Here is a 13772-nt window from a genome sequence, read left to right on the forward strand (position 1 = left end):
CCGAAGATGCCTCCGATGACCCGTTGCATCCTCCTGCTGGGAGCCCTGATTCTCAGCGCCTGCGCCCAGCCCGCCGCGGATTTCCTGGCGCCGGCGCAACGCCCGGTGCCCGCCAGCGAAACCCCGTGGCCGAAAAACCACGTGCTGGGCATTGCCTACCACGACGTCGAAGACCGCGACCCCGATCAGGCGGTGGTGGCCGTGCGCACCGAACGCTTGATCGAACAGCTGGCCTGGCTGCGCGAGAACGGCTACCAGCCGGTCACCGTGGACCAGATCATGGCAGCGCGCAAAGGCGGCCCCGAGCTGCCGGCCAAGGCCGTGTTGCTGAGCTTCGACGACGGTTACGCGAGCTTCTACACCCGCGTGCTGCCGGTGCTGCGCAGCTACAACTGGCATGCCCTGCTGGCGCCGGTGGGGGCGTGGGTCGATACCCCGCTGAACCAGCCGGTAGATTTTGCCGGCACCCCGCGCAAGCGCTCGGACTTCCTGACCTGGCAGCAGGTCCGCGAGATCTCCCGTTCCGGCCTGGTGGAAATCGCCGCCCACACCGATGCCAACCACAAGGGCGTGCTGGCCAACCCCCAGGGCAACCTGCAACCGGCAGCCGCCGCCCGGCGCTATGACGCCAGCACCGGGCGCTATGAAAGCGAAGCCGAATTCGAGGCGCGCCTGCGCAGCGACGTGGCGGCGATCTCGAAAAAAATCCGCGCCGCCACCGGCTACAGCCCACGGGTCTGGGTCTGGCCTTATGGCGCCGCCGACGGCACCGCGCTGCGGGTGGTGGGCGAGCAGGGCTACGACATGGCCCTGACCCTCGACGACGGCCTCGATGCCCTCGACAACCTGATGAGCAGCCCGCGCTTCCTGGTGTCCTCGGACCCGGACGCCATCCACTTCTCCAACAGCGTCGTCGGCGTCGAGGCCAGCAACCCGATGCGTGTGGCCCATGTCGACCTGGACAACGTCTACGACCCGGACCCGCAGCAGCAGGAAATCAACCTCGGCAAGCTGGTCCAGCGCATGGCCGACCTGGGCGTCAATACCGTGTTCCTGCAAGCCTTCGCCGACCCCAAGGGCGATGGCCTGGTGCACTCGCTGTACTTCGCCAACCGCCACCTGCCGGTGCGCGCCGATATCTTCGACCGGGTCGCCTGGCAACTGCGCACCCGGGCCAACGTCAAGGTGTTCGCCTGGATGCCGGTGCTGAGTTTCGCCCTCGACCCGAGCCTGCCGCGCGTGACCCGCTGGGACCCGGAAACCGGCCAGGTCGCGCCCGACCCGGACCAGTACCGGCGCCTGTCGCCGTTCGACCCGCAGGTGCGGCGCATCATCGGTGAGATCTACGAAGACGTGGCGCGCCTGACCTCGGTGGACGGTATCCTCTACCACGACGACGCGGTGCTCTCCGATTTCGAAGACGCCAGCCCCGCAGCCCTGCGCACCTACGCCGCCAACGGCCTGCCCGGTTCGATCGCCGTCTTGCGCGCCGATCCGGCGACCCTGCAGCGCTGGACCCGCTTCAAGAGCCGCTACCTGATCGACTTCACCCATGAGCTGACCGCCAAGGTCAAGGCGATCCGCGGGCCGCAGGTGCTGACCGCGCGCAACCTGTTCGCCGAGCCGATGCTCAACCCGCAGAGCGAAACCTGGTACGCCCAGAACCTCGACGACTTCCTCGCCCATTACGACTGGACCGCGCCGATGGCCATGCCGTTGATGGAGGGCCAGCAGCGCAAGGCTTCCGGCGCCTGGCTGGAGCAACTGGTGGCCACGGTCAAGGCACGTCCCGGCGCGCTCAACCGTACCGTCTTCGAACTGCAGGCCCGGGACTGGGCGCAAAAACCGGCGAGCGATATCGACGCCGCGCAGATGGCTGACTGGATGGGCCGGCTCAAGCGCCAGGGCGCGACCAGTTTTGGCTACTACCCGGATAACTTTCTCGAGAACTCGCCGGACCTGAAGACCATCCGTCCCGCGCTCTCCACCAAGTGGAATCCTTAAATCATGTTGGATCGACTGCTAGCTCTGCTCGTCCTGGCGATTGTCCTCGGTGTGCCGCTGGGCCTGATCTTCCTGGTGACCGGCCAGTTCCTGATGGACTTCGTGTTCTTCTATCCGCTGTTCATGTCCGGCCTGTGGATCGCCGGCGGCCTGTACTTCTGGCTGCACTGGGAGCGCCACTGGCCCTGGAAGGACGACACCCTGCCGCCGCCGCTGAAGGGCGAGCCGCTGATCAGCATCCTGATCCCTTGCTACAACGAGGGCGACAACGCGGCGGACACCATCCACGCGGCGCTGGCCCAGCACTACCCGAATATCGAAGTCATCGCGATCAACGACGGCTCCAAGGACAACACCGCGCAAGTGCTGGACGCCCTGGCGCTGGAAGATCCGCGGCTGCGAGTGGTGCACCTGGCACAAAACCAGGGCAAGGCCGTGGCCCTGCGCATGGGCGCCGTGGCGGCGCGCAGCGAATACCTGGTGTGCATCGACGGCGATGCGCTGCTGGCGCCGAACACCGCGGCCTATCTGGTGGCGCCGCTGCTGGAGAATTCGCGCCTGGGCGCGGTGACCGGCAACCCGCGCATTCGCACCCGCTCGACCCTGGTGGGCCGGGTCCAGGTGGGTGAGTTCTCTTCGATCATCGGTCTGATCAAGCGCACCCAGCGGGTGTTCGGGCGGATCTTCACGGTCTCCGGGGTGATTGTCGCCTTCCGCCGCTCGGCCCTGCACCGGGTCGGCTACTGGAGCCCGGACATGATCACCGAAGACATCGATATCAGCTGGAAGCTGCAGCTCGATCACTGGAGCATCTTCTACGAGCCACGGGCGCTGTGCTGGATCCTCATGCCGGAAACCCTGCGCGGCCTGTGGAAGCAGCGCCTGCGCTGGGCCCAGGGTGGCGCCGAGGTGCTGTTCAAGAACATCCGCGGGATCTGGCAATGGCGCCACCGCTACCTGTGGCCGCTGCTGTTCGAATACTGCCTGTCCACCGGCTGGGCCTTCACCTTCCTGCTGTCGGTGATCTTCTGGGGCGTCGGCCATTTCATCGTCATGCCCGAGGCCATCGCCGTCGACCGCCTGATGCCGCCGGCCTTCACCGGGCTGGTGCTGGCGATGGTCTGCCTGCTGCAGTTCGCGGTCAGCATCCTGATCGATCGCCGGTATGAAAAGGGCTTGGGCAAGACCATGTTCTGGGTGGTCTGGTACCCCCTGGTGTTCTGGCTCGTCAGCCTGTTCACCACGCTTGTCAGTTTCCCCAAGGTGCTGTTCAGCCAACACCAGAAGCGTGCGCGCTGGGTCAGCCCCGACCGTGGCATCAAGCCGATAGATGATGAAGAGGAGGCTCGCTGATGAAAATCATCAGAACCCGTCAACGCCCATTGCTGGTGATCGTCGATGCGGCGTTCACCGTGCTGGCCTGGATCGGCCTGCTGTACCTGCTGGTACGCGGCCTGTGGCCGCTGATCGACACCCACGACGGCCCGCGTATCGAGGTCGGCGTGCTGGAAGCGCTGGGCACCTTGCAGACCTACCTGTGGGTGGCCCTGCTCAACGCCGCCGTGCTGATCCTCTGGGCGCGTTATCAGCAGCGCAAGAGCAAAAGTTTTGCCCGGCGCCGCCTGCCGTCGCCGGCGCTGGACGACCAGCGCCTGAGCGAAAGCTTCAAGCTCAGCGCCGCCAATTTTGCGCGCATGCGCCAGCCCGGGACCATGACGGTGCATAACGACGAGGAGGGCGGCATCAGCCTTGTCACCACCGGTTTCTTGCGCCTGAGCCCCGAGCGCCAGCCGCATCCGCCGTTGCTGGCGGATTCCGTGGAGCGCTGATTCGGCGGCCGGTTGAAGGTCGCGGGATCAGGGCGGCCGGGTAAAAATCCCGGTGCTCGTCGAAAAAAGCCCCGGAGCTGAAAAAATCCGGGGTTTTTTCGTTTACAAGCGGCTGCGGCTCAAGCTCAATCAGCGCCAATATTGCTCAAGCGCAACGCTGCGCCGCGCAGCTATAGTCTCCAGGCTCCTGTTTCCAGGCTCCGATGAACCCATTCGCAGAAGGTGCTCGCGTATGTCCCGTTTTGCTTCTCTCAATACCTGGCTGGCCGCCGGCGCCGTCCTGCTGTGCCTGCAGTTGCCGGCCCAGGCCCAGGAGCGTTTCACCCTGAATGTGCCCGGTGTCTCGGACAACCGCCTGTTCACCCCGGCCAGCGCCAGCGATGCCAAGGGCTGCGGCGGGCATAACCTGTCGCCGGCCCTGGCCTGGACCGCCGGCCCGGAAGGCACTCGCAGCTACGCCATCGTGATGCACGACCCGGACGGCGCCAAAGGCCAGGGTATCGACCACTGGGTGCATTACGGGATCAAGCCCACGACCCGGCAGATCGCCGCGGGCGCGGGGGCCAAGGGCACCCTGGAAGGGCTGGGCGGCACCAACAGCAAAGGCACCACCGGCTACGTCGGCCCGTGCCCGCCGGTGGGCGACAGCGCGCACCACTACATCATCCAGATCTACGCCCTGGAGCTGGCGCCCGACGCCTTGCCGGCCGGCCTGACCCGCGCCCAGCTGCTGGAAAAGATCAACGGCCACGTGCTGCGCAACAGCAGCGTGGTGCGGCGCTACCTGCGCTAAGAAAAAATTTTCCGGGGGCTTAACCCGAATCGCCGAGGGGCTTCGTCTGAAGGGGGGAATGGATCAATTTCTCCCGAGGTCAGCCCCCATGTTCCTTTCTCCGTATTTCCTTCGCCCCGCCGTTCAGGGGTGCGCCGCCGGGTTGCTGTTGGCCATGGCCGGTTGCGGCCCGTCCTCGCCTGAGACCCGGGGCGCTGCCTTGCCCGCCCCGGAGGCGGCAGAGCCGCAGGCCGCCGTGCCCTCGCCGAGCGAGGCCTCGCGCGCCGATGTGATCCCGGCTGGATACAACAACGCCAAGGCGCTCGCCCCGGCGCCCAGGCACGCCTCGATGATGACGCGCGAATCGCTGCCCGCCGGCTATCGCGCCGAGCCGCGGGAGCAGTACCAGAACCTGCCGGACAACCCGATCCACAGTGTGGCGCAGGCTCCGGTCTCGACCTTCAGCGTCGACGTCGATACCGGTGCCTATGCCAATGTCCGGCGCCTGCTCAACCAGGGCAGCCTGCCGCCGCAAGGCGCGGTGCGCCTGGAAGAACTGGTCAACTACTTCCCCTACGATTACGCCCTGCCCGGCGACGGTTCGCCCTTTGGCGTGACCACTGAGATCGCGCCGTCGCCCTGGAACCCCCACACCCGCCTGCTGCGCATCGGCATCAAGGCTTCGGATCGCGCCGTCGCCGATCTGGCGCCGGCCAACCTGGTGTTCCTGGTGGACGTGTCCGGCTCCATGGATCGCCGCGAGGGCCTGCCGCTGGTGCAAAGCACCCTCAAGCTGCTGGTCGACCAGTTGCGCGAACAGGACCGGGTATCGCTGGTGGTCTATGCCGGTGAGTCGCGGGTGGTGCTGGAGCCGACTTCCGGGCGCGACAAGGCGAAGATCCGCAATGCCATCGAGCAACTGACGGCGGGCGGCTCCACTGCCGGTGCGTCGGGCATCCAGCTGGCGTATCAGATGGCCCGGCAAGGCTTCATCAAGAACGGCATCAACCGCATCCTGCTGGCCACCGATGGCGACTTCAACGTCGGCATCAGCGACTTCGACCGCCTCAAGCAGATGGCCGTCGAGCAGCGTAAAAGCGGCGTGTCGCTGACCACCCTCGGCTTTGGCGTGGACAACTACAACGAGCACCTGATGGAGCAACTGGCCGACGCCGGCAATGGCAACTATGCCTATATCGACAACCTGCGCGAGGCGCGCAAAGTCCTGGTGGACCAGCTCGGCTCGACCCTGGCAGTGGTGGCCAAGGACGTGAAATTGCAGGTGGAATTCAACCCGGCCCAGGTCAGCGAATACCGCCTGCTGGGTTATGAGAACCGCGCGCTGAAACGCGAGGACTTCAACAACGACAAGGTCGATGCCGGCGAGATCGGGGCCGGGCATACGGTCACCGCGCTGTATGAAATCGTGCCCAAGGGCGAGCAGGGCTGGCTGGAGCCGCTGCGTTATGGCCAGGCCTCCACGCAGCCGCAATCGAGCATCAAGAACGACGAGCTGGCGATGCTGCGGGTGCGCTACCAGGCACCGCAGGGCGGCGGCAGCCGGCTGATCGAGCGGCCGATCCTGGCGTCGCAACAGCACGGCAAACTCGTCCAGGCCAGCGATGATCTAAGATTTGCCGCAGCCGTGGCGGCGTTCGCCCAGCAGCTCAAGGACGCTCGTTACACCGGCGACTTCGGCCTCAAGGACACCGTTGCCCTGGCCCGCGGCGCCAAGGGCGAAGACCGTTTCGGCCTGCGCGGCGAGTTCGTGCAGCTGGTGGAACTGGCGCAGAGCCTGCAGACTGCCGCTCCGGCGGATCAGCCGGGCCGTTCCGGGGAGGCGTTGAGCCGCCGTGAATAACGTCATGACGAGCCACCCGAAGGAGTTCAGCACGACTATGCCTGCGGCGAATCGACCAGAGCCCGCCAGCAGCGACGAAACGCTGCTGGCGCGTTATCGCGCGGGTGACAGCGCCGCCTTCGAGGTTCTCTACCAGCGGCATCGCCAGGGGTTGTACCGGTTTCTGCTGAGCCTGTGCGATAAGGCCGAGTTGGCCGACGAGGTTTATCAGGACACCTGGCTCAGCCTGATCCGCACCACCAGTGCGCCACAGGGCCGGGCCAGCTTTCGCACCTGGCTGTACCAGATCGCCCGCAACCGCCTGATCGACCACTGGCGCAAGCACGGCCTGCGCAACCCGCTGCACGACAGCTACGACGAGCAGCTGCACGACCTGGCCGATGACGCCAGCGGTCCGGAACAACACCTGAGCCTGAGCCGTGAACGGCAACGCATCGACGCCGCCTTGCAGGATCTGCCCGCCGACCAGCGCGAGGTGTTCCTGCTGCGCGCCCACGGCGAACTGGAGTTGCCGCAGATCGCCAGCCTTACCGATACGCCGCTGGAAACGGTGAAAAGCCGCTTCCGTTATGCGCTGAAAAAACTGCGTCGGCTCCTGGCCGAGGAGGTACTGACATGACTGACGCCCGACAGCTTCCCCCTACCGAAGAAGAGCGCATGCTCGAGCATATTCGCCAGCACAGCCACGGCGAACCGCCGGCCAGCCTCGACGCCCTGATCATGGCCACGGCCCGGCGCGAAGCCCCGGCGCCCCGGCCGTCCCTGTGGCAACGCTGGTTCGATCTGTGCCGCCAGCCGCGCTGGCAAGTGGCGTTCGCCGGTCTGTTCGGCGTGACCCTGCTGCTGGGCGTGTTGCAGCGCTCTCCAGAGCCGGCACCGAGCCAGGCATTCGCTCCCGCGCCGGCAGCCGTGGCAAAGGCCGCTGCCCCGCAGCTTGCACGGCGCCAGGCCGAGTCCGCGCCCTCCGGCGCTGCCCCCGCGGAATCCGCCCGTGCGGAATCAACCATGGACGAATCGAACCGCTTCGAACTGGCCGCGACGCCGGAGGCGGCCGCTGGCGCCTTGTCGGCACCCGCTCCCGCGGCACCCGGGGCGGGCTTGCCGCTGACCCGGGATACCGAAGCCTTCACCGCCAAGCCTTATGAGTCCCTGGGGCACCTGGCGTCATTCCCGGGTAAGGAGCAGGGCAAGGAGCCGGTGGAACGCCATGCGTCGGAGTCGATCCTCGACGACGCCCTGCGCGAGGTATTGCGGCTGCGCCAGACCGGCCAGGACAAGGTCGCCGACCAGTACATCATCGCCCTGAAGCAGCGTTTCCCCGACGAGGAAATTGCCGAGCGCCTGGAGGCCTTGCAGCAACCCTGAGGGCAAAACGCGTGCAAGTAATGGCCTGGCACCACGAAAACGCGCACTATCGAGCCAGTTTCCTGAAAGTGAGAGGCTGGCCATGGCGCCACGCATCGACCGTATCGCTGCACTGCTGAATTGCCCGACCAAGGGCGCGGATATCCGCCAGGCCATCAAGGAGAGTCGCAAGGACTTTCTGCTCGAGGCCGGTGAAGAAGATGAAGACCCGCAACAGGCCCAACCTGCCGCGGATCAGGATGAAGCGGCGCCGCAGCGGCAGACGCCAGACTGAAACCCGGCGCGGTTACTTGCGGGCGGGCGCGCGTTTCACGTTCTGGCCCTTGGCCTCGATGGCCAGGGCAATCGCCTTGTAGCAGTCGTAGAACAGTTCCTGGTTCTTGAACATGTTCTCCACCAGTTCCATCTTGCCGTCGCTGTGCTGGACGCGGATGAAGCGCTGGTTGAAGACCTCTACCAGCTCGACGTCCGAGATATTGATCAGGCGAATCTCGCGGATCTTCGAACTGAAGTTGCTGACCGGGGCGACCAGCTTCTTATCCGTCAGCACCACATAACGATTGCCGGCACCGCGCAGGAAGATCAGCGCACCCGCGGCGGCGGCGGTCATGGCCACGCCCAGGACGCCGAGCAGTTGCATGACCAGATGACCATTGAGCCCCAGGGCCTCTATCAGCCGGATCACGCTGTTGTTCTCGCTAGGTGTGCCGAACACCGCGAACAGCGAAAGCCCACCGAAGACCAGGCCCGCCAGGGTCATTTTCTTGTAGTTGGGCCCGTAGTAATAACGCGCCTGGTGCGACGGCGCGGTGTTGCCGGAAAGGGGCGGGATATTCATCGTTTGGGGTCTTCCATGAGTCTGGCGGGAAACGCTGTGTATGCGCTCGGCAGTGGGCCGGGCGCGTGAATGGCATCAGGGGAGGCATCATCGCAAAAATAATCGGGGACACCTAAATGGCTTTCGGGGCGGGGCTGATTGTGGGGGAGAACTCGAGGTAGAAAAAACGCAGGTTGGGTGGGCGGCAGTGGAATATCTGGCGGTAGCCCAGCCACCGGCCGGTGGCAGGCGCGTTCAGGCGTAGGGGAAAGCGAGCAGGTCGATGAACTCGGTGGCGGCACCGTCCTCGGCCATGCGCCGGGCCCGCTCCGGCAGCAGCCGGGCGTGGTTTTCCAGCTGCCAGCGATACCAGCTCAGGCGCTGGACTATCCGCCGTCGGCAAGGTGCTGGCAGCTGCGCCAGCAGATCGGTGCTGGCGGGCGCCCAGCGAGCCCGGGTCGAGTAATAGCCGAACAGGTTTTCCCGCAGGCCGAAGCAGTCCTCGAAGCTTTCCTCGATGTAAAGGAAAGAAGCGTAGCTATGGACATGGCTCTATGCCTGATTACACCGCTTTTCAAACCCGCGTCTGGCTGTCCATAGGAAGAAGCCATGTTCATGCGATACGACTCAGTCGTGTCCATACCATAAGGGGTAACCCAATCGAACTCACTGGCCATTTGCATTGGCCACAGATTGTGTTCTACCTCGTTCCTATCGATGACAGAGATTCGACAGGCAGAGAACGGCCAATAGCGGGCGATGATTGTGCGTTTAACCGGGGTGTAATTCTGGCGGCTTCCATTGGACAGGCTATGTTGTCATAAACCTAGCGATAATCAGTACCCGGCCCAGACGCAACAAACTATGTTGTCAGGTTAGAACCGTGACAGAGGTGGGTGCCGTTCAATAGCTCCCCAACCCTCCCAAGGAGGAAAAAGCATGGCAGAGAAGCCCGCGCCCCTTGAGCTGGAATCCAGCACTCTCGAAGAAATTGTCGAGGCGCTGTCGTTGGGTCGATCCATTACGCTGCCTGAGGACGCGGGGAGCTTTCTTTTCAGCACCGAAGACGCCCGAATAGCATTCCGCTTCTACGCGTCTAGGCGAGAACTATGGGCCCAACAAAAACAACTCTCCAGCACCGAGATAGACCAGTTGCTCCAAGCACTGGAAACTCCTATGGCAGCTGTGCCTAAAGAACAGGTTGCACCCTCCGCGCTTAAGCGTCCTCGGTGGCGCATCACGCACATCAGAGCCCATAGGTTTGCGGGCTTACATCGACATTGCGGTGCTGATGGCCAGGCACCGGACCCTGTTTCGCTGGGACTCGACCGTGATGTCACCTGCGTTTGGGGATTCAATGGAGCCGGAAAGACAGCCTTTCAAAGCGCGATCATGTGGTGTCTGACAGGTCAGGCACATCGCTCCCAGCACAAACCGTCGTTTGTTCATCAGCCGATAACCGTGGAGATGATGCAGGCATCGGACGAGGAGAATCCTGCCCCAGATGAGGTCGCAAACGCCATCGCTCTGCCCCCCATAGTCCCACTTCCTTCTGCTGAAGATTTAGCAGCGCTGCAGGATAAGCCCGCAGTTGATACCTGGGTTGAGCTGACCCTAAGGGAGCACTCCGGGCAAGAGGTCGTGGTGCGACGAGAGCTCAAGCTAGGTACCAGAGGAACTGTCACAACCCTAGTGAGCGGCATCGAACAACTCGCCCTCCCTCAATGGGCAATTGAAGCCGGTACCCTGATGCCCGCGATCGCGACCACCATGCGCTTTGACGAGAAAACCACGTTTGCTGATGCGATTGCTCAGCTGACTGGACTGAGACCATTGCAAGATCTTGGCAAACGCTCCGAACGACTGGCCAAGCGCTTAACGGGTGAGGAAAACGACAAGGCCAATGAGGATGAGGGTGCCGCGCTTCTGCGATTTTTCACCAGCAAACGCACATTGGGTGAAGCATGGACAATGCAGGCGGAAGCGCTTGGTGATGTGCCCGACCTAATCTCCCCCGATCAGGAAAGTGAAGAAAAAAGCTGTGAAGCGACAATCGAATCGTCGATAAACCACCTAGAGGAACTTCGCCAGCAAGGACAGAATGACATAGACGAGATTCTCGCGAGCGCTGTCCGACTGGAAACGAAGGAGCAAGTGGAGGCTTTCGTAAGCACCCTCGCCACGGCGAAGGAACGTCTCTCGACTGTGGCACTTGGATCTCTGCCATCCGTCGAAACTCTCAAACGGCTAGGCGAAATTCAAGACGCCGATAGAGCCGTTGTGATCGCGAAGCTCGAAGAGCTTAGGGAAAGAGCACTTGAGCAGGTTGCGCGACAGAAGAAAAAGGAGGAAACCGCACGATGGCAGCTGTACGCCATAGTTTCCCAGTGGCATCGCCGTCATCACCCTGAAGAGCCGCTCAGCGATTGCCCGGTATGCGGTTCAGATCTTACCCAAGTACCTCCCGATGCATTGCTGGATAAGGCGGTGCTCGATGCGCTGGAAGCGAGTGCGCTCGCGCATACGGACGCCACGAAGACACTTCAGGACTGGCAGCAAGCCGCTGCAAGCGAGCTGCTGGAGGCGCTTCCTAACTCGCTTCGCCCGTTCGTTGACGTTAGATCCCGTGCAACGCTGTTGGAGGTCTATCGGGATGCGTATCTAATTGAGCTGTTGAAGGATCCGGCCTTTAGCACCCAGTTACGCTCACTGAAACGAAATGCCGAGAAGGTTTGGAACCATTCAGTGCAGGCGCATCCTCTACCAGCGTTGCCCGAGTCCCAGACAATAGAGTTACCGCAAGAACTTCGATCGACCTCTCTTGCTAGCAGGTTTGCCAATCTGCAGGCCGCGCTATTGCTCGCGCTTCATCGACAGCTAAGTGAGGATCAGATCAAGCTGGTCACGCAGCGCTATTTTGGTAGCAACTCGTTCAGCCGAGTCAAGGCCTCTGACGACCAGCTTGAAATGGCCATGTGCCCGTTAAGGCATCAAGTAATTGCACTGCAGCAAGCCGTTACATCCGCCGATCCCATCATTGCGCTTCTGCGCCAGATGAATGAGATCGACGTGATTCGCCAGAGCTGGGTGAAAGCTCGCAAGCGACATCGATTGGTACGTCGAGCCGCCGCCGCGATCAATGAGTTCGCACGATTACCTGGACTCGTTCATCACCAGGTAGAGGGCTTGATAACGGTACTAGATGAAAGGACGACGGCGTGGTTGAAGGTCATTTACAGACCGCACTACGTCGGAGGGCCTGCCTATATCGGTCTGGACCCAGCTAGGGCCCAAGGTGTTGGGCTGTACGCTGGCTTCGGATCTATTCGAGTGCACGCTCATGAGGTGATGAACTCCTCGCATCTTCGCGCTTGCGTCTGGGCGTTTGTCTTCAGTCTGTGGGAGCGTATTCGTGATCGTGCAGGGGTGCTTGAGGTGCTTCAGTTGGACGATCCGCAGACCTATTTCGATCCAATCAATACCGAGAACCTAGCTGCCGCGATACCGAAGCTCGTCGAGGCTGGCATGGCTCCGATCATAACCTCGAATGACAACCGGTTTATCGCGGCCGTCAAGAGCCGATTGCCAAAAACTTCTTTGGCTTCTCCATCGTGGACGATGCTGCAAATTAGCCCCATCTCTTCCTCTCGGTATACGGCTGCGTTCACCCCAGCCGTCGAGGAGGTGTTGGAGCGGCGCGCCGTATGGCTTGAAGACGAATCGGACGTTGCCAAGGCTCAGGAGTTCGTCGAGCGGGTACGCCTTCATATTGAGAACCGGTTGTGGGATTTGCTGGCTTCAGATCCGATCCTCATCTACAAGCCGACTCTCGCGGACCTGATCGCCCACATCAGTAGTGCTCGCAACGGCGGTGAGCAGCCCTTTAATGAAGTACCGTTCGAACGTCTGCTGAACTGCAAATCACTGCGGCCAGGCTCAACGTTCTATTCAATCATCAATAACGCGCATCATAACCTGCGCAACGTCACTCCTTTTGATGCCGGAGAAGTGAGCAGCGCTTTTGATGAAGTCGACCGATTAATCCGCAGTTGCAGTGCGTCATATGCCCGGTTCATGGGGCGACTCACCCGAGAGGACGAAGACTTTTTTTTTGCGGCTTCGCCCCTTGCTCCTGCACCGATCCCTCTCAACGAGAGTCAGATTCGAGTTCTCGGCGACTTTAGCGCTCGCACACATTCGGATGCGATTGCTGTAGAGGGTGAGCTCACAACGATCTCTCTTTCCGACTTGGGTGAGATTGCCCTTTATGCCATCCGAGGCTCCAGCCTGGGAGCACTGGCATTGCCGGGCCAGACGGTAGCTGTTTCGCTTAGCGAAGAAGCCAAAAACGGTGACCCTGTTATTGCTCTCTATGGGAGCACCGTCTTTGCCCGTCGATTTCACTCCGACCAGAGAGATCCTTCTAAACTGACTTTGGCGTGCGATCAGTCCGGTACAGAGCGTGTGGCGCCTGCCATGACGTTGCCAAAAAATAAGGTTCGGATACTTCCTATAGTTGGCATTTTCTACGGCAGCGCGTCGCGAGAGGGAGATCAGGAAGCTCGCTGCATCAATGCCTGTTCGATACTGGATAAGCCGCTACTCGCCGCGCGCATCATCGAGGACAGCGGCTACCCAGTCGTCAGGAACGGCGATCTTGTGTTGCTGGAGTCTGTTGAGCTATCGGTTGAGTCACTTCTGGATCCGATGAAGGGTGACGTTGTAGCGCTCGTGGCCGAGAAGCATGGCGAGCAGTTCGCCTATCTGAAAAGGGTCGGGTCTTCCATCCAGGGCACTGGCCTACGCATTTTCGAGAACGTGGGTACCTTCGGCGACTCATTGGCAGTGTGTTGTTCTGAAGGGAAGCACAGCACTCTTGACTGTTTACAGCTGCAGCGCATGTGGCGTGTTCATGGGGTCATCAGAGCCAGGCTGGCAAGCCACTAGATCTGTTACCGCCGCGCAATGACTGTCCGCCTTTGGCCGATTTCTGCCTGTCGTGACGGCCAGCAATTATCGAGCACCTCACACACAGCCAGCCTGTAATTGGGAGGTCCTCTTCTGATCGACCGCATTCTAAAAGGCCAACGAACTGAGCAATCTATGCGCTCTGTGACATGAAAA

General features: G+C 62.2%; 10 protein-coding genes. 9 read left to right on the forward strand and 1 reads right to left on the reverse strand.

From position 1 onward, the window contains the following. Nucleotides 1-6 precede the first annotated feature (6 nt). From pgaB to BMY68_RS25020, 8 genes are all read left to right on the forward strand, one after another. Nucleotides 7-2004 carry a poly-beta-1,6-N-acetyl-D-glucosamine N-deacetylase PgaB gene (gene pgaB / locus BMY68_RS24985; RefSeq protein ID WP_085533262.1) on the forward strand — a complete coding sequence of 666 codons (1998 nt, stop codon included), beginning with the start codon at nt 7-9 and terminating at the stop codon, nt 2002-2004. Nucleotides 2005-2007: 3 nt separating this feature from the next. Beyond that, nucleotides 2008-3357 (forward strand): poly-beta-1,6-N-acetyl-D-glucosamine synthase, encoded by a 1350-nt coding sequence (pgaC, locus tag BMY68_RS24990; protein WP_062824051.1) that lies wholly within the window; start codon nt 2008-2010, stop codon nt 3355-3357. Continuing rightward, a complete protein-coding gene (gene pgaD / locus BMY68_RS24995; protein ID WP_009041611.1) occupies nt 3357-3833 on the forward strand; it encodes a poly-beta-1,6-N-acetyl-D-glucosamine biosynthesis protein PgaD in 477 nt (158 codons plus the stop codon). Before pgaC ends, pgaD begins: the two co-directional genes overlap by 1 nt. Before the next feature lie 232 nt (nt 3834-4065). After that, entirely contained in the window at nt 4066-4626 is a 561-nt protein-coding gene (locus BMY68_RS25000; RefSeq protein ID WP_007930309.1) for a YbhB/YbcL family Raf kinase inhibitor-like protein, read from the forward strand. 88 nt (nt 4627-4714) lie between these two features. Further along, nucleotides 4715-6466, forward strand: a complete 1752-nt coding sequence (locus tag BMY68_RS25005; RefSeq protein ID WP_085533264.1) for a vWA domain-containing protein — start codon at nt 4715-4717, stop codon at nt 6464-6466. A 37-nt stretch (nt 6467-6503) separates the two neighbouring features. Continuing rightward, nucleotides 6504-7085 (forward strand): RNA polymerase sigma factor, encoded by a 582-nt coding sequence (locus BMY68_RS25010; protein ID WP_009041613.1) that lies wholly within the window; start codon nt 6504-6506, stop codon nt 7083-7085. Further along, entirely contained in the window at nt 7082-7831 is a 750-nt protein-coding gene (locus tag BMY68_RS25015) for a hypothetical protein (protein ID WP_085533266.1), read from the forward strand. Before BMY68_RS25010 ends, BMY68_RS25015 begins: the two co-directional genes overlap by 4 nt. 82 nt (nt 7832-7913) lie before the next feature. Beyond that, nucleotides 7914-8105, forward strand: coding sequence for a hypothetical protein (locus BMY68_RS25020; protein WP_007930316.1), 192 nt, complete (start codon nt 7914-7916; stop codon nt 8103-8105). 12 nt (nt 8106-8117) lie between these two features. Here BMY68_RS25020 and BMY68_RS25025 read toward each other — a convergent pair whose 3' ends face one another. Next, nucleotides 8118-8669 carry a hypothetical protein gene (locus tag BMY68_RS25025; RefSeq protein ID WP_085533268.1) on the reverse strand — a complete coding sequence of 184 codons (552 nt, stop codon included), beginning with the start codon at nt 8667-8669 and terminating at the stop codon, nt 8118-8120. A gap of 918 nt (nt 8670-9587) precedes the next feature. Between BMY68_RS25025 and BMY68_RS25035 the strand changes: the two genes are divergently transcribed. Continuing rightward, nucleotides 9588-13595 (forward strand): ATP-binding protein, encoded by a 4008-nt coding sequence (locus BMY68_RS25035; protein ID WP_139214905.1) that lies wholly within the window; start codon nt 9588-9590, stop codon nt 13593-13595. Nucleotides 13596-13772: the final 177 nt, after the last annotated feature.

It is taken from the genome of Pseudomonas sp. NFACC41-3 (assembly GCF_900109505.1).
Lineage (GTDB): Bacteria > Pseudomonadota > Gammaproteobacteria > Pseudomonadales > Pseudomonadaceae > Aquipseudomonas > Aquipseudomonas chlororaphis.